This is a genomic window from Streptomyces sp. NPDC096324 (assembly GCF_044763015.1).
GTDB lineage: Bacteria > Actinomycetota > Actinomycetes > Streptomycetales > Streptomycetaceae > Streptomyces.
This window is the reverse complement of record NZ_JBIWFK010000005.1, coordinates 126,618-152,981: the sequence shown is the minus strand read 5'-3', so window position 1 is coordinate 152,981 and position 26,364 is coordinate 126,618. Positions and strand designations below refer to the sequence as shown.

The 26,364-nt window shown below is 72.0% G+C and carries 19 protein-coding genes; 8 read left to right on the top strand and 11 right to left on the bottom strand.

What is annotated here, in order from left to right; translation table 11 throughout:
• Positions 1-19 precede the first annotated feature (19 nt).
• Positions 20-1,552, bottom strand: a complete 1,533-nt coding sequence (locus ACIQ7M_RS14785) for a GMC family oxidoreductase (RefSeq protein ID WP_403643754.1) — start codon at positions 1,550-1,552, stop codon at positions 20-22.
• A 232-nt stretch (positions 1,553-1,784) separates the two neighbouring features.
• Positions 1,785-3,308, bottom strand: coding sequence for an aldehyde dehydrogenase family protein (locus tag ACIQ7M_RS14780; protein ID WP_403643751.1), 1,524 nt, complete (start codon positions 3,306-3,308; stop codon positions 1,785-1,787).
• Positions 3,309-3,661: 353 nt separating this feature from the next.
• On the opposite strand from ACIQ7M_RS14780, the gene ACIQ7M_RS14775 reads away from it, so the two are divergent.
• Positions 3,662-4,555, top strand: a complete 894-nt coding sequence (locus tag ACIQ7M_RS14775) for a GNAT family N-acetyltransferase (RefSeq protein ID WP_403644538.1) — start codon at positions 3,662-3,664, stop codon at positions 4,553-4,555.
• Between the two features lie 14 nt (positions 4,556-4,569).
• On the opposite strand, the gene ACIQ7M_RS14770 is transcribed toward ACIQ7M_RS14775, so the two are convergent.
• Complete coding sequence (locus tag ACIQ7M_RS14770) at positions 4,570-5,589, bottom strand: hypothetical protein (RefSeq protein ID WP_403643748.1); 1,020 nt, start codon at positions 5,587-5,589, stop codon at positions 4,570-4,572.
• A gap of 352 nt (positions 5,590-5,941) precedes the next feature.
• Between ACIQ7M_RS14770 and ACIQ7M_RS14765 the strand changes: the two genes are divergently transcribed.
• From ACIQ7M_RS14765 to ACIQ7M_RS14750, 4 genes are all read left to right on the top strand, one after another.
• On the top strand, positions 5,942-6,361 hold the full coding sequence (locus ACIQ7M_RS14765; protein WP_403643745.1) for a CU044_2847 family protein: 420 nt from the start codon (positions 5,942-5,944) through the stop codon (positions 6,359-6,361).
• A gap of 74 nt (positions 6,362-6,435) precedes the next feature.
• Positions 6,436-8,514: a trypsin-like peptidase domain-containing protein gene (locus ACIQ7M_RS14760; protein ID WP_403643742.1), complete on the top strand. Its 2,079-nt coding sequence runs from the start codon at positions 6,436-6,438 to the stop codon at positions 8,512-8,514.
• Positions 8,515-8,566: 52 nt separating this feature from the next.
• Entirely contained in the window at positions 8,567-9,517 is a 951-nt protein-coding gene (locus ACIQ7M_RS14755; protein ID WP_403643739.1) for an AAA family ATPase, read from the top strand.
• Positions 9,518-9,519: 2 nt separating this feature from the next.
• The gene (locus ACIQ7M_RS14750; protein WP_403644535.1) at positions 9,520-12,855 is read left to right on the top strand and encodes an SAV_2336 N-terminal domain-related protein; all 3,336 of its coding nucleotides are present in this window, start codon (positions 9,520-9,522) and stop codon (positions 12,853-12,855) included.
• A gap of 131 nt (positions 12,856-12,986) precedes the next feature.
• On the opposite strand, the gene ACIQ7M_RS14745 is transcribed toward ACIQ7M_RS14750, so the two are convergent.
• The 4 genes from ACIQ7M_RS14745 to ACIQ7M_RS14730 form a co-directional block, all read right to left on the bottom strand.
• Positions 12,987-13,976, bottom strand: a complete 990-nt coding sequence (locus ACIQ7M_RS14745) for a malate dehydrogenase (RefSeq protein WP_389850548.1) — start codon at positions 13,974-13,976, stop codon at positions 12,987-12,989.
• A gap of 669 nt (positions 13,977-14,645) precedes the next feature.
• Entirely contained in the window at positions 14,646-15,509 is an 864-nt protein-coding gene (locus ACIQ7M_RS14740; RefSeq protein WP_403643736.1) for a DUF2690 domain-containing protein, read from the bottom strand.
• 334 nt (positions 15,510-15,843) lie between these two features.
• Positions 15,844-16,335, bottom strand: coding sequence for a DUF3017 domain-containing protein (locus ACIQ7M_RS14735; protein ID WP_403643733.1), 492 nt, complete (start codon positions 16,333-16,335; stop codon positions 15,844-15,846).
• Positions 16,336-16,555: 220 nt separating this feature from the next.
• The gene (locus ACIQ7M_RS14730; RefSeq protein WP_081218974.1) at positions 16,556-17,410 is read right to left on the bottom strand and encodes a bifunctional methylenetetrahydrofolate dehydrogenase/methenyltetrahydrofolate cyclohydrolase; all 855 of its coding nucleotides are present in this window, start codon (positions 17,408-17,410) and stop codon (positions 16,556-16,558) included.
• A 313-nt stretch (positions 17,411-17,723) separates the two neighbouring features.
• On the opposite strand from ACIQ7M_RS14730, the gene ACIQ7M_RS14725 reads away from it, so the two are divergent.
• A complete protein-coding gene (locus ACIQ7M_RS14725; protein WP_355774438.1) occupies positions 17,724-18,359 on the top strand; it encodes a hypothetical protein in 636 nt (211 codons plus the stop codon).
• Between the two features lie 105 nt (positions 18,360-18,464).
• Here the strand turns inward: ACIQ7M_RS14725 and purH are convergent, their stop codons facing one another.
• Both purH and purN read right to left on the bottom strand, forming a co-directional pair.
• Positions 18,465-20,054, bottom strand: a complete 1,590-nt coding sequence (gene purH / locus ACIQ7M_RS14720; protein WP_355774441.1) for a bifunctional phosphoribosylaminoimidazolecarboxamide formyltransferase/IMP cyclohydrolase — start codon at positions 20,052-20,054, stop codon at positions 18,465-18,467.
• The gene (gene purN / locus ACIQ7M_RS14715) at positions 20,051-20,671 is read right to left on the bottom strand and encodes a phosphoribosylglycinamide formyltransferase (RefSeq protein ID WP_355774444.1); all 621 of its coding nucleotides are present in this window, start codon (positions 20,669-20,671) and stop codon (positions 20,051-20,053) included. The genes purH and purN overlap by 4 nt, the downstream gene beginning before the upstream one ends.
• 471 nt (positions 20,672-21,142) lie before the next feature.
• Between purN and ACIQ7M_RS14710 the strand changes: the two genes are divergently transcribed.
• Positions 21,143-22,009, top strand: a complete 867-nt coding sequence (locus tag ACIQ7M_RS14710) for a hypothetical protein (protein WP_389847843.1) — start codon at positions 21,143-21,145, stop codon at positions 22,007-22,009.
• A 134-nt stretch (positions 22,010-22,143) separates the two neighbouring features.
• Here ACIQ7M_RS14710 and ACIQ7M_RS14705 read toward each other — a convergent pair whose 3' ends face one another.
• On the bottom strand, positions 22,144-23,988 hold the full coding sequence (locus tag ACIQ7M_RS14705) for a DUF6350 family protein (protein WP_403643728.1): 1,845 nt from the start codon (positions 23,986-23,988) through the stop codon (positions 22,144-22,146).
• Between the two features lie 108 nt (positions 23,989-24,096).
• On the opposite strand from ACIQ7M_RS14705, the gene ACIQ7M_RS14700 reads away from it, so the two are divergent.
• On the top strand, positions 24,097-25,311 hold the full coding sequence (locus ACIQ7M_RS14700; protein WP_403644532.1) for a helix-turn-helix domain-containing protein: 1,215 nt from the start codon (positions 24,097-24,099) through the stop codon (positions 25,309-25,311).
• A 152-nt stretch (positions 25,312-25,463) separates the two neighbouring features.
• Here the strand turns inward: ACIQ7M_RS14700 and sucD are convergent, their stop codons facing one another.
• Entirely contained in the window at positions 25,464-26,348 is an 885-nt protein-coding gene (gene sucD / locus ACIQ7M_RS14695) for a succinate--CoA ligase subunit alpha (RefSeq protein ID WP_355766747.1), read from the bottom strand.
• Positions 26,349-26,364 lie beyond the last annotated feature (16 nt).

The following is a 26,364-nucleotide window of genomic DNA, read 5'->3' as shown; positions in this document are numbered from 1 at the left end:
GGAGTACCGGTGGACATGGTCATCGCACGTCACCCCCGATGAGGTCGGCGGCCTTCTCACCGACCATGAGCACCCCGACCATGGGGTTCACGGCGGGCATGGCCGGGAACACGGAGGCGTCGGCGACGCGGATGCCGTCGAGGCCGCGGACGCGCAGTTCGGGGTCCACCACGGCGAGTTCGTCCAGGAGGCCGCCCATCCGGCAGGTGCCCGCCGGGTGGTAGACGGTGTGCGCGACCTGGCGCGCGTAGGCGCTCAGTTCCTCGTCACCGGTGACGTCGGGTCCGGGGCACACCTCGCGCTTGAGCCAGCCGGCGAGCGGCTCGGCCGCGGCGATCTCACGGGCGATCCTGATGCCGTCGACGAGGGTGCGGCCGTCGTAGTCGTCCTCGTCCGTGAAGTACCGGAAGTCGAGGGCGGGTTTGACGGTCGGGTCGGCGCTGGTGAGATAGAGGCGGCCGCGGCTGCGTGGCTTGGGGATGTTGGGGGTCATCGAGACGCCGTGCGCGGGCCGTTCGTAGCCGATGCGCTCCGGGTTGTCCGTGAAGGGGATCTGGTAGAAGTGGAACATCAGGTCGGGGCCCGGCTGTTCGGGGTCGCGACGCACGAACAGGCCCGCGTCGGAGTTCATCGCCGAGTTCTCCGGGATCGGCCCGTTCGTCTCCCAGACGATCACCGACTCGGGGTGGTCGAGCAGGTTCTCGCCGACACCCGGCAGGTCGTGCACGACGGGGATGTCCAGCTCCTCCAGGTCACCGGCGGGCCCGATGCCGGAGTGCAGCAGCAGCCGCGGCGAGTCGACGGCGCCCGCGCACAGCAGGACCTCGTGGCGCGCGCGGACGAGGACGTCCTCGTCGTCCTTCGTACGGACGTGCACGCCCGTGACACGCTTGCCGTCCAGCTCCAGCTTGTACGCCCATGTCTCCAGCAGGAGCGTCAGGTTGGGCCGCTCGTCCATCACGGGGTGCAGGTACGCCACCGAGGCGCTCGACCGCTTGTTGTCCTCCGGGTGGTAGGCGAGGTCGAAGAAGCCGACGCCCTCGGTGAACGGCTCCCGGTTGAAGCCCTCGACCAGCGGTACGCCGAGGGCGGAGCGGGCGGCGTCCACGAAGTCCCGCGCGATGGCGTTCCGGTCCTTCGCGTCGACCGGGACGATGTTGTTCAGGAGCCGCGTCCAGTACGCCTCCATCGGCACCGCGCCCCAGCCCTTGGCACCGGCCTCCTCCCACTCGTCCCAGTCGGACGGCAGCGGCTTGAACGCGATCAGCGTGTTGTGCGACGAACACCCGCCGAGCACGCGGGCGCGGCTGTGCCGGATGTGCGAGTTGCCGCGCGGCTGTTCGGTGGTCGGGTAGTCGTAGTCGAGCTCCCCGCCGAGCAGGCCCATCCAGCGGCGCAGGGTGAGGACGTCGTCACGTCCTACGTCGCTGGGGCCGCCCTCGATGACGGCGACGCTGACATCCGGGTTCTCGGTGAGGCGGGACGCGATCACGGAGCCCGCTGTGCCGCCGCCGATGACGACGTAGTCGTACGTGTTCTCGTGCTGGGACATGAAGGGGTGCTCCAAGGTGCGGTGAAGGGTGGGGGGTTACGGACGCCGGAGCCCTGCGCGCGAAGCGGGGGACCGGGCGACGACCGATGGCTGCCGGTTGCCAGTTGGCGGTTGGCGGTTGGCGGTTGCCGGTTGCCGGTTGCCGACCAGTGACGGACGACTGCCGATCGCCGACAACTGGCGCTTGCCTGACGACTGCCAGCCGCCATCTGCTGTCTGCTGTCTGCCGGAGTCAGCCGGCGAACCAACGGACGGGCGTGGGCGCGAGGTTCTGGTAGACGTGCTTGGTCTCGCGGTACTCGGCGAGCCCGGCCGGGCCGAGTTCGCGCCCGACGCCGCTCTTGCCGAACCCGCCCCACTCCGCCTGCGGGAGGTAGGGGTGGAAGTCGTTGATCCAGACGGTGCCGTGGCGCAGCCGCCCCGCGACACGGCGGGCGCGGCCGGCGTCGGCGGTCCAGACGGCGCCCGCGAGGCCGTACTCGGTGTCGTTGGCGAGCGCGACGGCCTCGTCCTCGGTGGTGAACGTCTCCACGGTCAGGACGGGCCCGAAGACCTCCTCGCGGACGACCCGCATCCCGCGGTGGCACTGGTCGAGCACGGTCGGCTCGTAGAAGAAGCCGCCGGCGGGCCGGACTTCGGACGGCTCGGGCCGCTTGCCCCCGGACCGCAGCACGGCGCCCTCGGCCAGCGCGGAGGCGACGTACGCCTCGGTCTTCTCGCGCTGCTGCTCCGAGACGAGCGGGCCGCACTCGACACCCTCCTCGGTGCCGCGCCCGAGCCGGATCGCACCGGCCCTGCGGGCGAGTTCGGCGACGAAGCGCTCGCGCAGCGACTCCTCGACGATGAGCCGGGAGCCGGCCGAGCACACCTGGCCGCTGTGGATGAAGGCGGCGTTGAGGGCCTGGTCGACGGCGGTGTCGAAGCCCTCCTCGGTGGCACAGGCGTCGGCGAAGACGACGTTCGGGTTCTTGCCGCCGAGTTCGAGGGCGACCTTCTTGACCGTGTCGGCGGCGGCGCGCGCCACCTTCGTACCGCTGACCAGGCCGCCGGTGAAGGAGACGAGGTCGACGTCCGGGTGCTCGGCGAGGCGGGCGCCGACGGTGTGTCCGGGGCCGGTGACGAGTCCCGCGACACCGTCGGGGAGGCCGGCCTCGGCCAGCAGCCGAAGCAGGGCGACGGTCGTCAGCGGGGTGATCTCGCTCGGCTTGACCACGAAGGTGTTGCCGGCGGCGAGAGCCGGGGCGATCTTCCAACTGGCTTGCAGCAACGGATAGTTCCAGGGCGCGATCAGCGCGCACACGCCAACGGGCTCGTGCACGACGACGCTGTGGACGTCGGACGACCCGGCGTCCACCACGCGCCCGCCGCCCTCCCCCACCACGAGGTCGGCGAAGTAGCGGAAGGCGTCGGCGACACAGTCGATGTCGACGCGCCCTTCCTCCACCGTCTTGCCCGCGTCCCGGCTTTCGAGCAGGCCGAGTTCCTCGCGGTCGCGGACGAGGAGGTCGGCGACGCGGCGCAGCAGGGCCGCGCGCTCGGTGACGGGGGTGTGCGGCCAGGGCCCCTCGTCGAAGGCGGTGCGCGCGGCGGCGATCGCGAGGTCCGCGTCCTTCTCGTCACCTTCGGCGACCACGGCGAACGGCTCGGCATCGGCGGGGTCGAGGATCTCGCGCGTCGCGCCGGAGAGCGCCGCGCGCCACTCGCCGCCCACGTGGATGGTCTGTTCTGCCTGCTGTCCTGCCTGCTGTCCTGCCATGGTCGGTGTTGCCTTCCGTTCCTGTTCGATCCCCCTGTGTCACGTGGGTGTCGCCCCCGTGAGCTGTGAGCACCTGCCCCTCGACCCCGGCGACATGCGCGATCGGCCACCAGGAGTGCGCCGAGTCACTGAAAAACCCAACGAAAAGAGACAAACGGGGCGGCGGGCAGCGATGGACAGCCCCTTTCCCTTTGACTAAAGTCAAATAAAAGGGGAGGGCGATCCGACGGAGCGGGACAGCGAGCCGAAGGAAGATGGAGCCAGTGCCAGCCGACGAAGAGCCGACGGTTCCCGCGCGGGCGGACGAAGAGCCGACGACCCCCGCGCCGACGACCCCCGCGCGGGCGGAGCAGGTGACGGCGCTGCGGCGGTTCAACCGCTACTTCACGCGGCGCATCGGAGCCCTCGACGACCACTACCTCGGCCAGGACCGTCCGCTCGGCGAGGCCCGGCTGTTGTTCGAGATCGGCCCGTCGGGAGCCTCCCTGCGCGAACTGCGGGCCCGACTGGGCCTGGACGCCGGGTACTTGAGCAGGATGGTGCGGGCCCTGGAACGGCAGGGCCTCGTCCGGGTGAGCGTCCATCCCGGTGACAGCAGACTGCGGGTGGCCGACCTCACGACCACCGGACAGGCCGAGATCGAGGAGCAGAACCGGCGGGCCGACGCGCTCGCCGCGGGACTGCTCAGCGGTCTCGACGCCCGGCGGCGGACGGAACTGACCAAGGCCCTGGACACGGCGCACCGGCTGCTCCGACTCGCCGCGATCACCGTCGAGACGGTCGACGGCGCCTCCCGCGACGCCCGCGCCTGCCTCGACGCGTACGCGGCCGACATCGACGCGCGGTTCCCCGAGGGCTTCGACCCCGCCGCCCTCGTGCACCCCGACGAGGTGTCGGGCGACGCGGGCGCCTTCCTCGTGGCCTACGAGGAGGGCCGCCCCGTGGGCTGCGGCGCGCTGCGCCGTCTCGGTCCCTGGGAGGGCGAGATCCGCCATGTGTGGGTGGACCCCGGTGCCCGTCGGCTCGGCCTCGGACGCCGCCTCCTCGACGGGCTCGAACAGCGGGCCGCGGAGCGCGGGTTCACTCTCGTACGACTCGACACGCACGCCGCGCTCGTCGAGGCCCAGGAGATGTACCGGGCGTGCGGATACATCGAGATCCCGCGCTACGACGACAACGTGTACGCGGCGCACTGGTTCGAGAAACGACTCCGCGGCACGAGGGAGCGGCAACCGCCCCCGCGTTAGGGGCGGTTACGACCTCAGGTGCCGTTCGCGCAGGTGAACCCGGTGGGGCAGAAGGAGTTCACGGCCGTCGTGAGCTGCTCGGTCATGTCCGTGCCCGGCGGCGAGTACACGATGATGGCGTACGGGGTGCCGTCGGCGGCCTGGAAACGATGATCGACGGTCTGGGTCGCCCCGTACTGCTTGCTGTCGTAGCGGTAACTGAACTCCGTCCAGTCGGTGCCGGACCGCCGGTCCAGGTACTGGTAGTCCCGGAACCCCTCCGCGATGGACTGGGCCTGCGCCGAGGACTCCGTCACGGAGACCTCCTTGACCTGGAACACCATGAGCCTGCGATCGCCGCCCGGTGCCGTGTAGGTGACGACGGGCGCCAGCTTGCCCTGCGCCTCGTCGCGCGCCCAGCCGTTCGGCACGTCCACGGTGTAGCCGAGCGGATCGACCGAACGGCTGTACCCGGGAGCCGGCGCCGGGGCGGTGGTCACGGCAGGGGCGGTGTACGTGCCCTCCCCGCCCGAGGTGTTCGAGGTGCCCGGGGTCACCCCGGGCTGGGACGGCGTGACGCTGACCGAGGGACCGGAAGACTGCGCCTCCGGATGCTTCGCCGAGTCGCCCCGGGTCACCGCCCACAGTCCGCCGCCCACACCGCCCGCGAGGACGGCCACGGCCACGATGATCAGAAGGAGCCGCCGCGCGTCACCGGAACCGCCCGGCCGGCCACCACCCGGCGGCGGCGCGACGCCGCCCGGCCAGGTCTGCGGCTGTGACTGCTGGTGCGACCAGGCCGCCTGGGCCTGCTGCTGGGAGTGGGCCCATTGCTGCTGCTGTTGCGGCGGCTGAGGCGGTTGCGGCGGCGCGCCGCCCGCGGGCGGATAGGCGTCGGGCCTCAGCGGACCCGCCTGCGTGGCCGCCGCCCACCACTGCTGGTCCCCGGCCGGCGGCACCCCGCCGGCGTCCACGCCGTCCTGAACCCCACCGTTCGTCGGACCCGTACCGTCGTCGACCCACTGCCGACGCTCCGCGTCCCATCGCTGCGCCATCCCGCCACCCCCGCTCCCCGTCGGCCCCATCCGACGGCCCGATCTCGGCGCGCTTCCCGCCGAACACCTGCCTCGCCCTTGCCCCCGGCGGACCGCACGTAACGACGATAGTGAGGTTTCCGCCATCGACACCCCTTTTCATGGGGACAAAGCACACATGTTCGATACGTACTTTCCGTACGTCTGTCGCAAGAGAAGTCCGACGGCATCCGGCCAGGAGGCCCGAACCGCCCCACCCGGATCCGGTCGCCGAAACGGGGCGGTGGCCTCACCCGTAGGCGATACGGCTCAGCGGACATCGAGTTGGGCGAACATACCGGTGCCAGGGGCCTGTCTCTACCAGAATGTGACTGTGTCAACCTCAACAGAGTCGCAGTTCGAGGAGCAGTTCGAGGACGGTACGCCCGTCAGGTTCGTCCTCACGCCTGTCCAGGGCGGGATGAGACCCGACCGGGCCGGGGACGGAGACCGTCCCGAGGGCATGGGGACCGCCGTCCCGGTGGCTACGGCCGGCGGAGCCGTCGCGGCTTTCGCGGTCGGCACCCTGCGCCATGCGCTCCGGCCGCTCGGCCCGATGCTCCAGGAAGTGCACGACGCGGTCACGTCCGCGCCCGATCCGCCGACCGAACTGAGTGTGGCCTTCGGCGTCCAGGTCGGACAGGACCTCAAGCTCGGAATCGTCGGCGGAAGCGGCCAGGCCCATCTCACCGTGACCGCCAGTTGGAAACCGACGTCCGGCGGCACTGGTGGCGCGCTGCCGAACGCGGAATGACCATGCGGTGGTTCCGGCCCCTCGGACATGCGGATGACCACCCTCCCGTCTCATGCGCGGCGACGGTGCGCCGCGTGCGGGACGACAAAGTGGCGGGCGGCGGCCTGATCCTCGGCCCCGACACCGTGGTGACGTGCGCGCATGTGGTCAACGACGCCTTGGGCAGGGAACTCTTCGAGCCACGTGCTCCGGGCCTCGAAGACATCACCGTCGAGTTCACGGGGCCACGCGCGCGCGGCAGGTATCCGGCGCGCGTGGCCCACTGGATCGCCCCACGCACCTACGACGGCGCCACCGTACGCGCGGGCGAGGACCACTGGCTCGGCGACCTCGCGGTGCTGCGGGTCAACGCGCCGGAGGACAGTGTGTGGCCGGCCGCCCGGCGGCTGGCCATGACGGCGGGTCAGAAGGTGCGCACCTGGCACGGCAGCACGGGCGGAGCCACGTTCGCCGACCTGACCGTCAAGTCCGCCGATGGCCCCGTGGCCTACCTCGACGGCGAAGCCACCGGCATGGCGGTCGGTCCCGGCTACAGCGGCGGCCCACTGTGGTGCGGCCGTGACAAGGCCGTGGTGGGTGTCGTCGTGGCCCACTTCATGCCGCCCCAGGACCCGCTCACCGGCGGCCCCGCCGGGTACAGCCCTCAGCATCTGATCCGGCGCAGCTGGGGCATCCCCTGGCAGCACATCGAGACCGAGCTGCGTGGCGTCGGCGCCCTCGACCTCCAGGAGGTCGAACCGGCGGACCCCGACGACCCGGCCCGTCTGCTGCTCATCGAGGCACTGGAAGCCGCCTTCCCGTCGCCGTCCGGCCGCGGCGACGCGGCCCGGCAACTGGCGCGCGCCTGCGGTGTCGGTGACGGCGGCGAGGTGACTCCTCCCACGTTCGAGGAGTTCGCGGACTTCCTCCTCGGCCACCCTCGGGCTCTCGCCGCCTTCACCGAGATACTGCGGCGTCGGGACCCGGCAGCCGCCGACCGCGTCCTGACGGCCGGCCGCCTCTCACCCGGACCCCGGCTCCTCTCCCCGCGCGAATACGCCCGTCTGCACCACCTGTTGCGCGGCGTCGACCGCACGGTGCTCGGACGGTTCGGGGAAGTGGTGCGCGCGGCCCTGCCGCTGGTCGCGGCATTCCCCGGCGGGGGCAGCCTCGACACCCTGCTCGACCATCTGGAGACGCTGCCGGGTGACGGCCGCTCGGACGGCGCCGACCCGCGGGTCCCCGCTCTGCTGCGTGCCATGGAATACCTGAGCGTGCTGTGCGCCGCACCGCAGCGTGCCGGGCTGCGCATGTGGTCCGACGGGGTGATCGCCCGGCTCGGCATTCCTCGCTCGGCCCTCGCGGAGCGGCGCTCGGACGCCCAGGAATGGGCACGGGACATACGCACACGGTCGGCCCGCGCCCGGGTACTGGTCGAGGTGCGGCAGGCCGGGGCGGAACGCCATCGCCTGAGGATCTGGTGCGACGAGGGCGCGGGGCCCCGGCAGGTCTCGGCCACGGCGGACGTCTCCTACTCGGCGTCCGAGGCCGCCCGCGAGCTGTTGCGCACCCTGGAGTCCCTCGCTCCGTCCGCCTCACAGGGCCAACGTCCCCTCGTGGAGGTCCTGGTGGACCGCGGCAGCCTGAATCTCCCCGTCGACGAATGGGAGGGCCGGGCCCCCGACGAGATCGTGCCCGGTGTGCTCGGGGTGGAGTTCCCGCTGGTCATGCACTGCCCGGAGCTCCTGCGCCGCCACGAGCGCTTCCTGCCCGAGTGGCGCCGCCGGTGGAGTCGTCTCGACTCCGGAGCAACCCTGGTCTTCTCGGACGCGTCCAAGGATCCGAACCAGGTCTACTACGAACTGATGGAGAAGCTCGACGCCGTGCGCGTCTCCGTCGACGTGCCGCCGGGTCTGCGTGATGGCATCGTGCAGGTCTGTCTGGCCGTCGGGGTACCCGTAGTGGTGTGGGACCGGGGCCAGAACACGGACTCGCACGCCGTGAAACACATGGCACGGGTCGCCACACGGGAACTGCCCGACGGCGTGCGCTCCTACCGCGCCAGGACCATGGCCCACCCTCACGACTTCCCGGGCCGTCCGGTCCTCGCTTGGGCCGACGCCGACCGCACGGTGCCCCGGCTGCATCTGACGGAGCCCCAGGAGGGCGTATGAAACCCGATCCGGCGCCTCTTCCCCCGCTGACCCACGAACCGCAGGAGAGGTCATGACGACCGCACCCGACGCCGACTGGCGCCTGTTCCGCGGAAGCGGACTGCCGCGGGCCGTGGCCCTTCCGCCGGCGCCGCCCTGGCGTCGCTTCACCCCGTCGCACATCGCCCGGGCCGAACTGCCGTACCTGATCGAGCCACAACACGCCGATGTCGTCAACGCCGCACTGCATCTGCGCCGTCCGCTGCTCGTGACCGGCCCGGCGGGTACCGGAAAATCGTCGCTCGCCCGCGCGGTCGCCCACGAGCTCGACCTCGGCGAACTGCTGCGCTGGCCCATCAACAGCCGCTCCACCGTGCGCGAAGCCCTCTATCAGTACGACGCCATCGGTCGGCTGCGCGAGACGACCCTGAGCCGTGACCGGGGCGAACGAGAGCCCTCCATCGGCACGTTCGTCCGACTCGGCCCACTCGGCACCGCGCTGGTCCCCTCCGCCGCGCCCCGCGCCCTGCTCATCGACGAGATGGACAAGGGTGACGTCGATCTGCCGAACGACCTGCTCACCGTCTTCGAGGAAGGGGTCTTCGACATACCCGAACTCACGCGGCTCCCCGAGGACGTCACGAACGTGGAGGTGCAGACCGCCGACCACCGCGGCACCGTAAGCGTTCATCAAGGGCGGGTCCAGTGTGCGGAGTTCCCGGTCGTCGTCATCACCAGCAACGGTGAACGCGACTTCCCGCCGGCGTTCCTGCGCCGCTGCGTCCGCCTCGAACTGCCCGTGCCCGACGAGGAGCGGCTGCGCGCCATCGTCGCCGCCCATCTGGGCGAGGACGCGCTGCGCGAAGCGGACGACCTGCTGAACGCGTTCCTGCGCCGCCGTGCCCCCGGCGAACTCGCCACGGACCAACTGCTCAATGCCGTCTTCCTGCGCGTCGGCGGCGTGGATCTGAACGCGGAGGGCCTCCTCGACGCCGTCCTCCACCAGCTGACCGGGGCGATGTGACGATGGCGGGCGGCGGTGACCGGCTCGCCGAGGCCCTCCGGGTCCTGGGCGCGTGCGGCCAGGACCTCGACGCGGACCTGGTGCTCGACGTGCTCTGGCTCGCCCGCCGTCTGCCCTCGACCGACCAGGCACCCCTGAGCGTCGGCCTGCGCGCGTCCCCGCAGCCCGCATCCCCGGCCGACGACCCCGAGCCCGCGACGGAGCCCCTGCCGCCACCGGGGCCCGCCCCCGAGCCCGACGATCCGGACCTGCCCGATCTCACCAAGCCTTCCCTGTACGCGGCGGCCCGCCAGAACCCCGCCCCCGCGCCCTGGCCACGGCCACCGGAGCGGGAACCGCGCAAGGCCCTGCCCATTCGGGTCCCGGAGAGCAAGGCCCTCGACGACGAACTCGAACTCGGACGTGCCCTGCGTCCGCTGCGGCGTCGTCTGACCAGCCGGCACCGGCTGGAGATCGACGAGGAGCGCACCGCCGCCGAGCTGGCCGAGACGCGGCTGCCCGACGTGGTGCAGCGTCCCGCGCAGGAACGCTGGCTGAGCCTGGTGCTGCTCGTCGACGACGGTGTGTCGATGCTGCTCTGGAACCGGCTCGGTGCCGAACTGCGCACGCTGCTCGAACGGCTGGGCGCCTTCGCCACGACCCGCGTCCTCGGTCTGGACACCCACCGCGCCCGCGAACCGCGGCTCCGCGCCCGGCCGTTTCAGCCCGAGAGCGCCGAGATCCCGCTGAGCGCTGTACGGGATCCCTCGGGCCGCACCCTGGTACTGGTCGTCAGCGACGGGATGGGGGCCGGCTGGCGGAACGGAACCATGCACGATCTGCTGGCGGCGTGGGCCGCCCAGGGCCCGGTCGCCTTGCTGCACACACTGCCGCCCGAGATGTGGGAGGCGTCCGGAATCCACGCCGAACGCTGGCAGGCCACCACCCGGCGGATCGGTGGCGCCAACACGTCCTGGGAGATCACCGACCGGGTCCTGCCGCCCGAGCTGGCCGAGTTCACCGGGGTACGCGTCCCGGTCCTGGAACCGACGGCCGGCGCTCTGCGGAACTGGGCGCGCCTGCTCGCCTCGCCGGGAACCACGGTGGAGCTGCCCCTGCTCGCCCGCCCCAGCCGCTACGCGGCGGTCGCCGCCTCCCGGGACCTGCACAGCGCCCAGCGGTTCCGGGACGCTGCGACTCCGGAGGCGTACCGCCTCGCCGCCCATCTGGCCGCCGTCTCGCCGTTGTCGGTGCCGGTCATGCGGCTGGTCCAGACAGCGGTCCCCTGGCCCGCGCGCACCTCGCACCTCGCCGAGGTGTTCCTGGGTGGCCTGATCGGACCACGTCCGGCACCCGTGTCCGGACCCGTACCCGCCAAGCACCTCGTCTTCGACTTCTCCGACGAGTCCAAGTCCGTTCTGCTGGACGCGGTCCCGCAGGCCGAACTCCTGCGCACAGGACGCAGCATCGGCCGCAGGCTGGAGCAGCTGGCGGGCAATTCGCCCGACTTTCCCGCCTGGCTGATCCATCCGGACGGCAACGCGCAACTGCACGGCTCCCAGAGCCCGTTCACCAGTGTCGAGCGGCGGCTGCTGACCCGTTTCGGGGTCTCCGTCGACGGCGCGCCCGGCACCGCCGGAGTCACCGAGCCGGACGTGCCGGAGTCCGGGCCGGACGACTGGACCGCCCTGACGGACGACGATCCCCGCGTGCTGGGACCGTACACGCTCCGGGGGCGGCGGCGGGGTCGTCGCACAGTGGTCTACCAGGGGTCGACCGCGGAGAACGAGGTGGCCGTACTCCGCGTCCCGCGTCCTGATCTCCCCACGGTGAACGCGCAACTGATCGAGGTGGAGGCCGAGGCTCTCCGGCGGCTCGGCGGCCAGTACGCGCCCGTGCTGCACATCGCCGAGCTCGACGCGACTCCGCCCTGGCTGGCGATGGCACCCGTCGCCGACACCGACGCGCCCGACAGGCAACCGCCTCGGCTGTCGGAGATCTTCAACGGGGCCCTGCTCGACGGCACGGCCCCGTTCGACAAGATCGCCGGCCTCGTCGTCGCGTGGCACCTGGCCAGCGCCCTCGCCGTCTGTCACGTCAACGGCCTGGTCCTCGCGGACTTCAGTCCCGACAGTGTGTTCGTCCTCAGGCGCTCCGTGGTCCTGGGCAACCTGTCCGACTGCGTCGTCGATGGACGCCACCTCGGAACGGGTCCGGTACCGACGGCCGAGGACAACGTACGGTCCCTCGGCGAGATGCTCCAACTCGTCAGCAGCAAAGCCGGCTGGGAGATACCGGCGCTGCCCGAGGGCATGCATCTGTGGCAGGGCGACACGTGGGAACGACTCCGACTGATGGTGCTGCGCTGCCTGGACCCCGACCCGGCGCGGCGCCCCATCGCGGGGGCGGTGGCCGACATCCTCGCCCGCTACGTCGCCATGGCCCGGGCGACGCAGGACAGCGGGGAACCGTCTGTCGTGGCACTGGGCCCCACACTGGCGGACATACCCCTCGCTCTGCCGCCCGTCGACGCCCGGCCGGAACGGCGCGCCCGTCTTCGCCTGCCCCGGTTCGGTGTCACGGACCGGGACGCACGCCTGCAGCGGCTGCGCACGCCGCTGCGCCGGAGCAAGCGCGTCACTCTGGTGGGCACGTACCACTACAGCGGCCGGGCCACGACGACCGTGGTCCTCGGCTCACTGCTCGCCACCGTCCGCGACGAGCCCGTCCTCGCTCTCGACGGAGCCCCGTCACAAGGAGCCCTCGACTCCTTCCTGACCCAGCGCAACCCAGCCACCCTGCGCGACCTGGCGACCCTGCCCCTGGACACTCCGTACGCCGAGATCCGCGCCCTCACCAACCACTTGCCCTCGGGCCTGGAAGTGCTCGCGCACCGCTCGGGCCACTTCAACTCGAACCCGGTCCATGCCCAGGAGTACGCCCGGGTGCTGACTCAGACGGCGCCGTACTACTCCTTCGTGTTGACCGACTGGTCGCCCAAGCGTCTCGACCGGTCCGCCGAGGTCGCGCTGGCCCTCACGGACCAGCTGGTCCTGTGCTCCAGTGCCACCGACCAGTTCCTTGACATGGTGGCGTCCCTGCTCGAGGATCTGCGCGCGTCGGGGCACCGGACGCTCGCGGACGAGGCGATCGTCGTGGCCTCGGAGATCGAAGGACCCGGCCGGCCGACGCGCTCCAGCGAACTCGCGTTCCGTCTCGGCTGCCCCCTTGCGCAGGTCATCCTCATCCCCTTCGACATGAGCCTGCGCTCTCCCGGGTTCCGCGATCTGGGCAAGCTGCGCACGGCGACGACGCGGGCGTTCCTGGATCTGGCCGAGCTGGTGGTCGGCCAGGGGTGAGGCGCCCCGCCCGAACGCACCGATGCCCGGGTGGTGAGCACCACCCGGGCATCGCGTGTACTGCGGCGGAACGAACGCCGCCGGGCCGATCCGGACGAATGCCGTTACGGTTCAGCCCGGTTCGCGCCGGATCAGATCAGGCCGAGGGAACGGACCGCCTCGCGCTCCTCCTCGAGCTCCTTGACGGAGGCGTCGATGCGGGCGCGGGAGAACTCGTTGATGTCCAGGCCCTGGACGATCTCGTACTGGCCGTCCTTCGTCGTGACGGGGAAGGAGGAGATGAGGCCCTCCGGCACACCGTACGAACCGTCGGACGGGATGCCCATGGAGGTCCAGTCGCCCTCGGCGGTGCCGTTGACCCAGGTGTGGACGTGGTCGATGGCGGCGTTGGCGGCCGAGGCGGCCGAGGACGCGCCACGGGCCTCGATGATCGCCGCACCACGCTTGGCGACGGTCGGGATGAACTCCTCCGCCAGCCACTTCTCGTCGTTGACGACCTCGGCCGCGTTCTTGCCGGCGACCGACGCGTGGAAGATGTCGGGGTACTGGGTGGCGGAGTGGTTGCCCCAGATGGTCAGACGCTTGATGTCGGCGACCGTGGTGCCCGTCTTCTTCGCGAGCTGGGTCAGCGCGCGGTTGTGGTCCAGACGGGTCATGGCGGTGAAGCGCTCGGCGGGTACGTCCGGAGCGGCGGCCTGGGCGATCAGCGCGTTGGTGTTCGCCGGGTTGCCGACGACCAGGATCTTGACGTCGTCCGCGGCGTTGTCGTTGATCGCCTTGCCCTGCGGCTTGAAGATGCCACCGTTGGCCGAGAGCAGGTCACCGCGCTCCATGCCCTTGGTACGGGGGCGGGCGCCGACGAGCAGACCGACGTTGGTGCCGTCGAAGGCGACGTTCGGGTCGTCCGTGATGTCGATGCCCTGAAGAAGCGGGAAGGCGCAGTCGTCGAGCTCCATCGCGGTGCCCTCGGCGGCCTTCAGCGCCGGCGTGATCTCCAGGAGGCGCAGCTTGACCGGCACGTCCGCGCCGAGCAACTGGCCGGAGGCGATGCGGAAGAGCAGGGCGTAACCGATCTGGCCGGCCGCGCCGGTGACGGTGACGTTCACGGGAGTGCGAGTCATGGCGTTCTCCGTATGACAGCAGGCGGTGGGGCGTCCCTGCCCCGGGTGCAGGATCGTCCCCTGCAACCACCGCAATGATCGATCAAAGGTCCCGATGATCGATCTCTCGGCGTCAAGAGAGATCCGCCGTCAGGCTATCGCGCATCCGGGACGCCGGGCGTCAGGGTGCGTGTGGCCCAGCCCACAGATGTGTCGCGGATCCCCCGGGCAGGCGGTCGCCGGGTCCGGGAGAGGGTGAACTCGGCGACCGCCAAAGGGGGTACCAGGTGCTCCGGGAAGGGATCTCCCCCCTTCCCGACAGCTCCGGATCCCGTGGGGGTACGGTCCGCCTGCCCCCTCAGAACCATCTCAATCCCCCAAACCCAAAGTTTTCCCCGGCCCTCCACAGCCTCTTTTCGCCCCCTCCGCCCCTACCCGACCCACCCTGGGGCTCCGCCCCGGACCCCACCCCTCAAGCGCCGGAGGGGCTGAAACCTTTCCCCGACCGGGGATGAAACCTGTCCCTGGCCGGGGACCGAAATGCGGACCGGCCACCACGACACACCCGCAGTCGCCCGCGCGCCGTCGGGGACGTGCCGGTACATCGATGCCCGTCGCCACCGACGCCCACGCCTCACCCAACGGCGACGGGCTGATGCACCGGCACGGCCCCGACCCACCCACCGGACGCTAGGCCGTGCACCCCGCCTGCCCCGACTTCAGCGTCACGCAAGCCCTCACATCACCGGCGTCCTTCACCGCGACCATCGGCGTGTACGTATCGACGTCGGTGCCCACCACAGCGGTCTGCTTCGCCGAGGCCGAGGCCGAGCCCCCGGCCCCGGCCGACACCTCGACCCGGTCCCCCACCCCGGCCGACGTGACCCGAGCCCAAGCCGCCCCGCACGTCTCGCTGTACCGCACCTCCACCAACGCGCCCCCCACCGTCACGCTGGTCACCGTCGTGGCGAACCGCCCGCCGCAGCCCATGGTCTCGGGGTCCTTCCCGGCACAGGAGGCCCCACCGCATCCGACCCCGGGCGGCAGATCGGGCCGGGGACTGACGGAGGCCACCGGCCTCTTCGACGCACCGGCCACGTCCCCTTCCCCCGCGCCCCGGGTCAGATAAACAGCGGCCGCGACGAGGACCAGGACACCCACGACACCGGCGAGAGGCAGCGCAAGCCCCCGCATCCGCCACGCGGCCCCCTCCCCCGAGCGGACACCGACACCGGCCCCGGCACCAACAGGCCGCGCATCCTCGGGCTCCGGCCCGAACATCTCCGAACGGCTCCAGACCCGCTCGGCCTGCTCCCACATCGTCACGAGCTGCACAGGACTGGCCCCGGTCACCTCGGCCAGCGCGACAACCGCTCCCTTGGGCGCGAGAAGCCCGGCGGACAGATAGCGCTCCCAGGATGCCCGGCTGTACCCCGTACGGTCGGCCACGGCCGCGATGCCCAGCCCGCTCCGGTCGACGAGCAGCCGAAGCTGTCCGACGAACTCGGCGACCCGCGGATCGAGTTCGCTCGACAAAGCCTTCCGACGAGGCATTCTTTCCCCCAACTTCCCCTGGTAGGAACAGTGTTCCACCCGCCGACCGCCGACCCCGACCGGAGGTGAACGGTTGCCGTCACACGGCCCGCACACCGTGCCGGAATGGTCACTTCCGTGCCACAGGGGGCTGAGAGCTGTTGAACAGCGCGTTCCCGTGCACAAGGGTTGACCCCGGGCGGAACAATCGCCCGAGCGCGGCCCGTCCTTGACTCGGGGGAGAGGACGGGCCGTCGTCATTCCCGGGAACGACAGAGCCCGCCCTCCCCGAAGGAGAGGACGGGCCAGCGGTACGCGGAGGCGGGCCGGCCGGCGCGTGCGGGCCGGCCGCGGTTCAGCGGACCGTGAAGTGCAAGGTGTCGTCGAGGAACGGGATCTCCAGCCATGGTTGGGGCTGGGCCATCAGCGCGAGCACCACGATGGCGACGCCCAGGACGCTGTAGGTGACCATGTCCGTGAAGCGGGAGCGGACCGCGAGCATGCCGACGCTGGGCAGCGTCCATCGCATCACGGCGCCCGCGAGCAGCGCGACACCGATCAGGATCGTGCCGACGCGGAACACGTCGAGCGCGGTGAGCAAGAGGCCGAGCGCGACGGTGGACAGCACGGTGAGGATGGGCCACTGACGCGCGGGCGCCGGGGCGTCTCCGGGCGCGGCCCGGCCACCGCCCTCGGGCCGGGCCGTGTCCCGCGTGAACAGCGGGAAGCGCCGCGTGGTGCGCCGCGGCTCGCCCTGGGCGTCGGGAGCGCTGATGGCATCCCGAACGGTCACTTCCTCAGCCTCGGACACAGCCTCAGCCTCGGACGCTGCCCCGGCCTCAGGCACAACCTCAGCCCCGGCCCTAGGCGCAACCTCAGCCTCGGACACAGCCCCGGTCTCGGACACAGCTCCGGCCTCAGGCACAGCCTCGGCCTCAGACGCAGCCCCGGCCTCAGTCTTCACCCCGGCTCCGATCTCAGCCTCCTCGGCGGCCCCGGCCCGCACCCCGGCGGAGGCCCCCCGGCCGGCACGCCCCGTGCCGGCCCCGGACGAATGGGTGTTGCCGTCAGCCGACACTGCGCTCCGCCGCTTCCACCACGTTGACGAGGAGCTGGGCCCGCGTCATCGGGCCGACACCGCCCGGGTTCGGGGAGATCCATGCGGCGACCTCGGCGACGTCCGGGTGGACGTCTCCGACGATCTTGCCCTCGGCGCTGCGCGAGACACCGACGTCGAGGACGGCGGCGCCCGGCTTCACGTCCTCGGCCCGGATGAGGTGGGCGGAGCCGGCGGCGGCGACGATGATGTCGGCCCGCTTGAGGTGCGCGGAGAGGTCACGGGTGCCGGTGTGGCACTGGGTGACCGTGGCGTTCTCGCTGCGCCGCGTCAGCAGCAGCGGCATCGGGCGGCCGATGGTCACACCGCGGCCGACGACCACGACCTCGGCACCCTTGATCTCCACGCCGTAGCGGCGCAGGAGCGTGAGGACGCCGTTGGGGGTGCAGGGCAGCGGGGCGGGCTCGTTGAGGACGAGACGCCCGAGGTTCATCGGGTGCAGGCCGTCCGCGTCCTTGTCCGGGTCCATCAGTTCCAGGATGCGGTTCTCGTCGATGCCCTTGGGGAGCGGCAGCTGGACGATGTAGCCGGTGCAGGCGGGGTCCTCGTTCAGCTCGCGGACCACCGCCTCGATCTCTTCCTGCGTGGCGGTCGCGGGCAGTTCGCGCTGGATGGAGGCGATGCCGACCTGGGCGCAGTCGCGGTGCTTGCCGGCGACGTACTTCTGGCTTCCGGGGTCGTCCCCGACCAGGACCGTCCCGAGGCCGGGCGTGACGCCCTTCTCCTTCAGGGCCGCCACGCGGACGGTCAGGTCGGACTTGATCGCGGCTGCGGTGGCCTTGCCATCGAGAATCTGGGCGGTCATGGCCCCATCCTCCCGGATGACGCGGTCCAGGTTCCAATCCGGGGCCGCCCCGACCCCCACAACGGCCTTCCCCCGGCCTGCCGGCCGCCTCGCGACAGCCGCAGAGCGCCCGATTGACCCGTATCCGACCATGATCGCTGATGTTGCACTTGCACAACACATAGGGAAGTTCGCTGGACAAGTAAGAGTCTGCTAAAGAACGATGAGCACACACAGTGTCGCGGGCAGTACCGGGGGGACGGACCGCTCTGTAGAAATTCCTCCGAACCGTGCCGCGCGTAGTCCCCGCAAGAGGCAACGGAGGAAACCCGCCATGAGTTTCGGCGACCCGAACAACCCCTACGGCCCGCCGCCGCAGCAGCCTCCCGCCGCCCCGCCGGGTGCCCCCGGCTACGGGTACCCGCAGGCCCCGCCGAACGTTCCCCCGCAGGGCTACGGCTACCCGCAGCAGCCCGCGTACCCCGGCTACCCGGGCGGCAACATGATGCCGCAGACCATGCCGGGCCTGATGACGACCGCCCGTGTCCTGCTCTACATCGTGGCGGCCGTCCAGATCCTGATCGGCATCTTCGCGATCTTCGGCGCCGCGACCATCAACGACGCGTCCAACGCGGGCGAGGACACCTTCGGCGACAACGGCCTGTCCGACCTCGGCCACGACTCCGCCGGCATCATCCTCGTGATCGCGCTGCTCTTCCTCGCTCTCGCGGGTCTTTCGATCACGCTGGGGGTCAAGTTCACCAGAGGTGGGCAGGGCATCCGGATCACCACCATGGTGTACGGAATCCTGGGCTCCCTGTTCGGCGTCCTCGTCCTGATCTCCGCGGCGAACGCCAACTCCTCCGCCGCGCTGGTCTGGGCGCTGCTGTGGATCGGCTTCGGCGGCGTGATGGCGGCGGCGATGATCGCGCCGTCCGGCGTCGCGTGGTTCAACCGCCCCCGCTACTGAAGGCCGGGTACGCGCCGAGTACTGAAGGTCCGGTACGCACCGAGGGCCGTGTCCCACCCCTGACCGGGGGGACACGGCCCTCGCGTTTCCACTGGATCAGCGGGATCAGTGGAAGAAGTGCCGCGTGCCGGTGAAGTACATCGTGATGCCGGCCTTCTTCGCGGCCTCCACGACCAGCTCGTCGCGGACGGAGCCGCCGGGCTGGACCACGGCCTTGACGCCCGCGTCGGCGAGGATCTCCAGGCCGTCCGGGAACGGGAAGAACGCGTCCGAGGCGGCGTAGGAGCCGCGGGCGCGCTCGGCGCCGGCCCGCTCGACCGCGAGCTTCGCGGAGTCGACACGGTTGACCTGGCCCATGCCGACGCCGACCGAGGCGCCGTCCTTGGCGAGCAGGATCGCGTTGGACTTCACGGCACGGCAGGCACGCCACGCGAAGGCCAGCTCGTCGAGCTCGCCCTCGCTCAGGGCGTCGCCGGTCGCGAGCGTCCAGCTCGCCGGGTTGTCCCCGGGGGCCTGGAGCCGGTCGGTGACCTGGAGGAGCGCGCCACCGTCGACGGGCTTGATCTCGACCGGGTCGGCCGGGGCGTTGTGGGCCCGCAGCACACGGATGTTCTTCTTCTTGGCGAGGGCTTCGAGGGCGCCGTCCTCGTACTCGGGCGCGACGATGACCTCGGTGAAGATCTCCGCGACCTGCTCGGCCATCTCCTTGGTGACCGGACGGTTGACCGCGATCACACCGCCGAACGCGGACAGCGGGTCACAGGCGTGCGCCTTGCGGTGCGCCTCGGCGACGTTCGACGCGACGGCGATCCCGCACGGGTTGGCGTGCTTGATGATCGCGACGCAGGGGTCCTCGTGGTCGTACGCGGCACGGCGCGCGGCGTCCGTGTCCGTGTAGTTGTTGTACGACATCTCCTTGCCGTGGAGCTGCTCGGCCTCGGCGAGGCCGCCCGTGCCGGAGGTGTAGAGCGCGGCGGGCTGGTGCGGGTTCTCGCCGTAGCGCAGGGTGTGCGCGCGCTCCCAGGTGGCACCGAGGAAGTCGGGGAACTGCGACTCGTCGACCGGCGCGTACGAGGAGGCGAACCAGGAGGCGACGGCGACGTCGTACGCGGCCGTGTGCTGGAAGGCCTCGGCGGCGAGCCGCTTGCGGGTGCGCAGGTCGAAGCCGCCGCTCTCGACGGCGGTGAGGACGTCGCCGTAACGGCCGGGGCTGGTGACGACGGCGACCGAGGGGTGGTTCTTGGCGGCCGCGCGGACCATCGAGGGGCCGCCGATGTCGATCTGCTCGACGCACTCGTCGGGGGTGGCCCCGGACGCGACGGTCTCCCGGAACGGGTAGAGGTTGACGACGACGAGGTCGAACGGCTCGACGCCGAGCTCGGCGAGCTGCTGCCGGTGGCTCTCCAGGCGCAGGTCGGCGAGGATCCCGGCGTGAACCTTGGGGTGCAGGGTCTTGACCCGGCCGTCCAGGCACTCGGGGAAGCCGGTCAGCTCCTCCACCTTGGTGACGGGCACACCGGCCGCGGCGATCCTCGCGGCGGTGGACCCGGTGGAGACGAGCTCGACACCGGCCGCGTGCAGCCCACGGGCCAGCTCTTCGAGACCGGTCTTGTCGTACACGCTGACGAGCGCGCGCCGGATGACCCGCTTGGTGCCCTCGGTGCTCTCGGCCGTGACTGTGCTGTCGGCGGTCACTGGATAACTACCTTTCGTCCCTCAATGCGATAGCCGTTGCGGGCGAGCCGCCCCACGACATCGACGAGCAGCCTTCGCTCGACTTCCTTGATGCGCTCGTGCAGAGCGCTCTCGTCGTCCTCGTTGCGGACCTCGACCACGCCCTGGGCGATGATCGGTCCGGTGTCGACGCCGTCGTCGACGAAGTGGACGGTGCAGCCGGTGACCCGGGCTCCGTACGCGAGCGCGTCACGGACGCCGTGGGCTCCGGGAAAACTGGGCAGCAGCGCGGGGTGCGTGTTGACGAACCGTCCGCCGAAGCGGGCGAGGAATTCCTTCCCCACGATCTTCATGAACCCGGCGGACACGACGAGGTCGGGCTCGTACGCGGCGGTCGCCTCGGCGAGCGCCCGGTCCCAGGCGTCCCGGCTGCCGTGGTCCTTGACCTTGCACACGAAGGTCGGGAGCCCGGCACGCTCGGCCCGGGCGAGCCCCTCGATGTCGTCCCGGTCGGCACCGACGGCCACGATCTCGGCCCCGTAGGCCGCCGCGCCCGCCTCCGCGACGGCGTCGAGCAGTGCCTGCAGATTCGTACCTGATCCGGAGACCAGCACGACGAGGCGCTTGGTCTTGGCCACGAGGGGGCCCTTTCTCGGGGGAGCGTTTGTACGGTCGTACGAATGCTTCGCGCCCCGGGATACGGGGAAGTCTACGAAGCGGCCGACCGTCAGCAACGATACCGGCACACCGGGCGGCCCCCACGGGACGGGGGCGAGGCCGGAAGGTAGCGTCTGGGGAGGATCCACCCGGGAAGGCCTCCGGCACAGGGAACGCCCTGTGTGCGCGGGACGTTGACCTGGGACGAGAACGAACGTCCGGGGCATGACCCCGGCACCACCCGTGGCACGGGTTCCGGAGACATGCGGAACGCGCGTCCGGGGGCACGAAACTCGGGGCGCGAGTCCGGAGTGCGAAGCTCGGGGCACGGGTCCGGGGCGGACCGGCCCGAGGCGTCAGCCCGGGAGGACCGGCCCGGGGCGCACGTCGCGAGCGCGATGATGTGTGGACCCACCGCCTGCCAGAACCACCAAGGGGAAGACGCTCACCTGATGCCGGACCGCAGTCTCCGACTCCCTCCGCTCCTGCTGCGCGAGCGGCACTCTTCGTCCACCCCGCCGAGGCCGGGCGAGGACGGCTCCACCGGCGGGCCCGGCTCCGCGGACGGGAACGGCGGCGGCTCCGCGGGCGGAAGCGGCGGCCCCTCGGGCGAGCGCGAACCCGGCGCGCCCGGCACTCCCCCGTCCGGCCAGACCTCCGGCCAGGAGGACAACCCGTTCGCGCCGCCGCCGGAGGGGACACCCGACCGGCCCTGGCAGCCGCGCCGGCACGGACAGGGCTCCGGCGGGAACGACGAGGGCGGACAGCAGGGCTCCGGGCACTCGCCCTGGGGCAGCCAGTGGAGCGACCGGCAGCCCGGTCCCTCCGACGGTGGCGGTTTCGGCGACCGGCCGGGCGCCCCGCAGGGGCAGGGCGGGCCCGAGGGCGGTCCCGGCGGGACGCCCGGCGGAGGCATGCGCTGGGACCCCACGGACCCGGCCCAGCGCCGCGCCCGTTACGCACTGCTCTCCGGCATGTGGGCGTTCTTCTTCGTCCTCTTCGGCTGGCCGTACGTGGCGCTGCTGCTCGGCGCGCTCGCCCTGTACTGGGGCGGCAGCGCGCTGCGGTCCAGATCGCGTACGCCGGACCCCGACGCCCCGGCCCCCGATCCGAACGCCCGCCCGCAGCTGACGGCCGCGGTGAGCGGCATCGTCACCGCGTCGCTGGCCATCGTGCTGGTCGCGGGGGTCTTCACCGCCCACCTCGTCTACAGCGACTACTACTCCTGCACGAACGACGCCCTGACGACCGCCGCGAAGAAGTCCTGCAACGACCTTCTCCCGAAGGATCTGCGCGGCATCCTGGGCACCCACAACTGACGACGGCGACCCTGCCGCCCGGCGTCGGGCGGCAGGGTCGCCGCAGGTCAAGCCGTCCCGGGTCAGCGGGGCGAGCCGCCGCTCCCCGGGGTGTCCGAGGCGGGGTCCTTGGGCCAGCCGTCGGTTCGGGGTCCCTACCCCTCGGGGCTGTCGGCCAGTTCCCCGTTCCCCGGTCCGTTCCGGTGGTCCGGGCCTCGCCGCTTCCCGTCGCCCGCCAAGTCCCCGCGACCTTCGATGCTCTCCGAGTCCTCCGGGTCCTCCGGGTGTTCGGGGCCACCCGGGTCCTCCGGTTCCGGAGGCCCGCCAGCCTTCCTCAGTGCCTCCCATCGGGTCTCCCTCGACGCTTCCCCGTGCCGGCCGCCCCCCGTAGATTCCCCGGGCAGCGGGTCGTACGGCTCGAAGGGGTCGTAGGACTCGTACGGGTCGTACGCCTCGAACGGATCGAAGCTCTCGACGACCGACGCCGGCACCGTGGGGTCCGCCTGGCCGGACATGGACGCCTGCCCCTGGTACGGAACCGGCGTCGGCACCGGCATCGCGGAGACGCCCCCGCGCCCCGGCAGCCAAGCGCGCGGCCGCCACCACGAAGCCCATCCGATCCCGCGCGCGCCCCGGCGGACACCCGCGCCCCCGGCGGCCGCCCGCCCCCGGCTCCGCCACTCGACCGCGCCGACCGCCACGGGAATCCCGACGACCGCCGTCCACACCGCCGTCGCGGGCCCCACCTGCCACCACACCGGCCCGAAATGGGCCAGGGCGCGGACCCCGAGCGGCCCCCCGGCCAGCCCGGCGAGCACACCGAGCACGACACCGCACCATCCGGCGGCGATCGAGACGGCGGCCACCGTCCGCCCGAGCGGCCAGCATTCCTCCCGGCCCGGGGTTCCCCGCGCGGCCCCCGCCTTCACCGCGAACCACGCCACGGCCACCCCGGCGGCCAGCGGCACCAGCACGCTCGGCCAGGGCGACGGCGCCCCGGACCCCGCCTGCGGCAGTGCCGCGAGCAGCGGAAACGCGGGGAGCAACTCGGTCGGCGCGTACGCCCCGGGGACGGCCGCGGTCAGCGGACCGGCGACATGACCCGCGCTCAGGACGACGCCGGGACCGAGCCCGTAAGCCGCCCCCCACACGGCCGCGTTCGGCGCCAGGACCAGGCACAGCAGCAGGACGGCGAACCGGCCCGACCACCCCCCGGTGAGCCGCGCGAACGAGGCGTGGGCCGTGTCCCCGTGCCACACGAGCGACGCCGTCACGAGCAGGGCCCCGCCCGCGACGAGGACCGCGATCCCGGCCGCGGCGGCCCGCGCCGCACCGCCGAGCAGCCGGTCGTCGGCGGCGACGAGACGGCGTACGGCCGATACCGGACGCCCCCCTGTCCGCGGACGCGCCTGCGCGGCCCGCCTGCCCCGGAACGGGCCCGGCCCCCACGGCCGGCCGTACGCCGTCCAGACCCCCGCCCCCGCGGCGACCACCGCGAGGAGCGGCAGGCAGATCGCCGCCCAGGCCCAGGAGGGACGCAGCGTCCCGCCCCCGGCGTACGCCGCGGCGGCCCAGCCGACGGACAGATAGCCGGCCACGACCCCGGCCCACGCCATGTGCGGCGACGACTCCGACGTGACGTCGGCCGCCTCGCGTGCGGCCCGGTGCAGCAGCCACACCGGGAGGGCGAGCAGGAGCAGCGGTGTCACCCCCACCGGCATCGGCAGGCCGGAGAGCGTGTCGGTGCGGATCAGCTCCACACCGTGCGCGAGCAGCCAGAGCCCGGCGGCGACGTGCAGCGCCCCGTCCGGCCCGCTGTCCGGGTAGGGCGAGCTGATCCACAGCACGATGACGAGGAGGGCGAACGCGGCGAGCCCGAGCCCCGCGGCGAGGACGCCGCCCAGGAGGCTCGCGGCCAGTCCGGGTGAACGGTCGCGCATCCGGGTGAGCAGGTGCGACAACGAGAGCCTGCGGTCGGTGATTTGGGTCACATCGCCCATGCTCCCAACGACACGCGCTTTCTCGTCGTAACAGGCGAACCATGGATGTGTCGCTCAATATGCAGTTATGTACTTTTTCGTACGAAGGGGCGTTCTGTGGAACCCGACCTGACACAGAGTCCCGCCACCCCGCTGCCGGCGCCCAAGGAGCGCCGCCGTCTGCGCGAGGGCCGGTCGTTGACCCAGACCGACGTGGCCACCCGACTCGGCGTCAGCCGGTCGACGGTGCGCTCGTGGGAGACCGGTCGTTCGGCCCCGCGCGGCCGTGTGCGGGAGGAGTACGCGAGGCTGCTCACGGCCGATCCGTCCGCCGCCCGGACGGAGGTGACCGTCCCTCAGGAGGTCATCAGCTCCGGACTGGTGGGCGCGGGGACGAGCCGCGAAGCCCGGTCCGGTACGGGAAGGAAGCGCTCCGTCCGAGTCGGGGAGCGACCGGGCCGGAAGCGGGCCGAGGGGCGGCTCGCCGAAGGGGTGCCCACCGAGGAGTGGCTCGTCGAGGACGCGCACGCCGGGCTCTCGGAGCCCTCACTGACGCCCGCTCAGGCCTTCGACGCGCTCTACGCGTTCTGCGCCCCCGCCCTCGTACGACAGACCTATCTGCTGACCGGGCGGCGCGAACTGGCCCGCGAGTCCGTGGAACGGGCGTTCCAGCAGGCCTGGTACCGCTGGCCCGAGGTGGCCGTGGACCGGGATCCGGCCGGATGGGTGCGCGCCACCGCGTACGAGTACGCGCTCTCCCCCTGGCACCGGCTCCGCCCCCGCTACCGTCATCCGGAGGCACCGCCCGCCGACGCGGCCGACCGCGCCCTGCTCGACGTACTCCTCGAACTGCCGCCGGCGTACCGGCGCACCCTGCTGCTGTACGACGGCGTGGGGCTCGGGCTGCCGGAGACCGCGGCCGAGACGGAGGCGAGCACGCCGGCGGCGGCCAACCGGGTGCTGCACGCGCGCGAGGCCGTCGCCGAACGGCTGCCGGAGCTGGCGTCCCCGGAGGACCTGCACCGGCGGCTCACCGAACTCGCGAGCGCGGAGCGGCTGCGGGCGACGAAGCCCCGGACTGTCCGCTGGTACGGCGAGCGCCGGGCCCAGCAGTGGACGCGGGCGGCCATCGCCTTCACGGTCCTGCTGATCGGGGTGACCGCCCTGGCGCTGGGCACGGCCCCGGACCACTACGAGGAACCCCTCGCGCCGCCGGAGACCATCCGCGGCCTGCCGCCCAAGGCCGCCCCCGGGCCGCTGTCCGCGGCGGAGCTGCGGCTGCGCGCCCGGCTGCGGTCCCAGGAGATGAACGGCCCGGAGCGGCTGATCCCGGAGAACCGCTGACTCGGATCGCGGGTGACACGCGTGACGTGCGTGAGGTGCGTGACGTGCGTGTCGCGGAACGCCGGCAGGCCGGACGCCGGTGATACGGAACGCCGGTGGGCCCGCACCCCAGAAAAGGGTGCGGGCCCACCGGCGTTGGATCGAGCGTCGGCTCAGCCCGCGAGGATCTCGCGCGCGAGCTTGGCCGTCTCGGTCGGCGTCTTGCCGACCTTGACGCCCGCGGCCTCGAGGGCCTCCTTCTTGGCGGCGGCCGTGCCGGAGGAGCCGGAGACGATGGCGCCGGCGTGGCCCATGGTCTTGCCCTCGGGCGCGGTGAAGCCGGCGACGTAGCCGACGACCGGCTTCGTCACGTTCTTCGCGATGAAGTCCGCCGCACGCTCCTCGGCGTCGCCGCCGATCTCGCCGATCATGACGATCAGGTCGGTGTCGGGGTCGGCCTCGAACGCGGCGAGCGCGTCGATGTGCGTCGTACCGATGACCGGGTCGCCACCGATGCCGACGGCGGACGAGAAGCCGATGTCACGGAGCTCGTACATCATCTGGTACGTCAGCGTGCCGGACTTCGAGACCAGGCCGATGCGGCCCGGCTTCGTGATGTCGCCCGGGATGATGCCGGCGTTGGACTGGCCCGGGGTGATGAGACCGGGGCAGTTCGGGCCGATGATGCGGGTCTTGTTGCCCTTCGACTTCGCGTACGCCCAGAAGGCGGCGGAGTCGTGGACGGCGATGCCCTCGGTGATGACGACCGCGAGGGGGATCTCCGCGTCGATCGCCTCGACCACGGCGGCCTTGGCGAAGGCCGGCGGCACGAAGAGGACGGACACGTTGGCGCCCGTCTTCTCGATCGCCTCGGCGACCGTGCCGAAGACGGGGATGTCGTTGCCGTCGATGTCGACGGAGGTGCCCGCCTTGCGCGGGTTCACGCCACCGACGATGTTCGTCCCGTCCGCAAGCATGAGCTTGGTGTGCTTCATACCCGTGGCACCGGTCATGCCCTGGACGATGACCTTGGAGTCCTTGTTGAGGAAAATAGCCATGGCTGTTTAGTCCCTC

Coding starts and splice junctions, on each gene's coding strand:
- ACIQ7M_RS14705 (WP_403643728.1), bottom strand. CDS start 23,988: ATGGGCGATGTGACCCAAATCACCGACCGCAGGCTCTCGTTGTCGCAC.
- sucD (WP_355766747.1), bottom strand. CDS start 26,348: ATGGCTATTTTCCTCAACAAGGACTCCAAGGTCATCGTCCAGGGCATG.
- ACIQ7M_RS14730 (WP_081218974.1), bottom strand. CDS start 17,410: ATGACCGCCCAGATTCTCGATGGCAAGGCCACCGCAGCCGCGATCAAG.
- ACIQ7M_RS14740 (WP_403643736.1), bottom strand. CDS start 15,509: ATGCCTCGTCGGAAGGCTTTGTCGAGCGAACTCGATCCGCGGGTCGCC.
- ACIQ7M_RS14780 (WP_403643751.1), bottom strand. CDS start 3,308: ATGGCAGGACAGCAGGCAGGACAGCAGGCAGAACAGACCATCCACGTG.
- ACIQ7M_RS14770 (WP_403643748.1), bottom strand. CDS start 5,589: ATGGCGCAGCGATGGGACGCGGAGCGTCGGCAGTGGGTCGACGACGGT.
- ACIQ7M_RS14710 (WP_389847843.1), top strand. CDS start 21,143: ATGCCGGACCGCAGTCTCCGACTCCCTCCGCTCCTGCTGCGCGAGCGG.
- ACIQ7M_RS14755 (WP_403643739.1), top strand. CDS start 8,567: ATGACGACCGCACCCGACGCCGACTGGCGCCTGTTCCGCGGAAGCGGA.
- ACIQ7M_RS14750 (WP_403644535.1), top strand. CDS start 9,520: ATGGCGGGCGGCGGTGACCGGCTCGCCGAGGCCCTCCGGGTCCTGGGC.
- ACIQ7M_RS14745 (WP_389850548.1), bottom strand. CDS start 13,976: ATGACTCGCACTCCCGTGAACGTCACCGTCACCGGCGCGGCCGGCCAG.
- ACIQ7M_RS14785 (WP_403643754.1), bottom strand. CDS start 1,552: ATGTCCCAGCACGAGAACACGTACGACTACGTCGTCATCGGCGGCGGC.
- ACIQ7M_RS14725 (WP_355774438.1), top strand. CDS start 17,724: ATGAGTTTCGGCGACCCGAACAACCCCTACGGCCCGCCGCCGCAGCAG.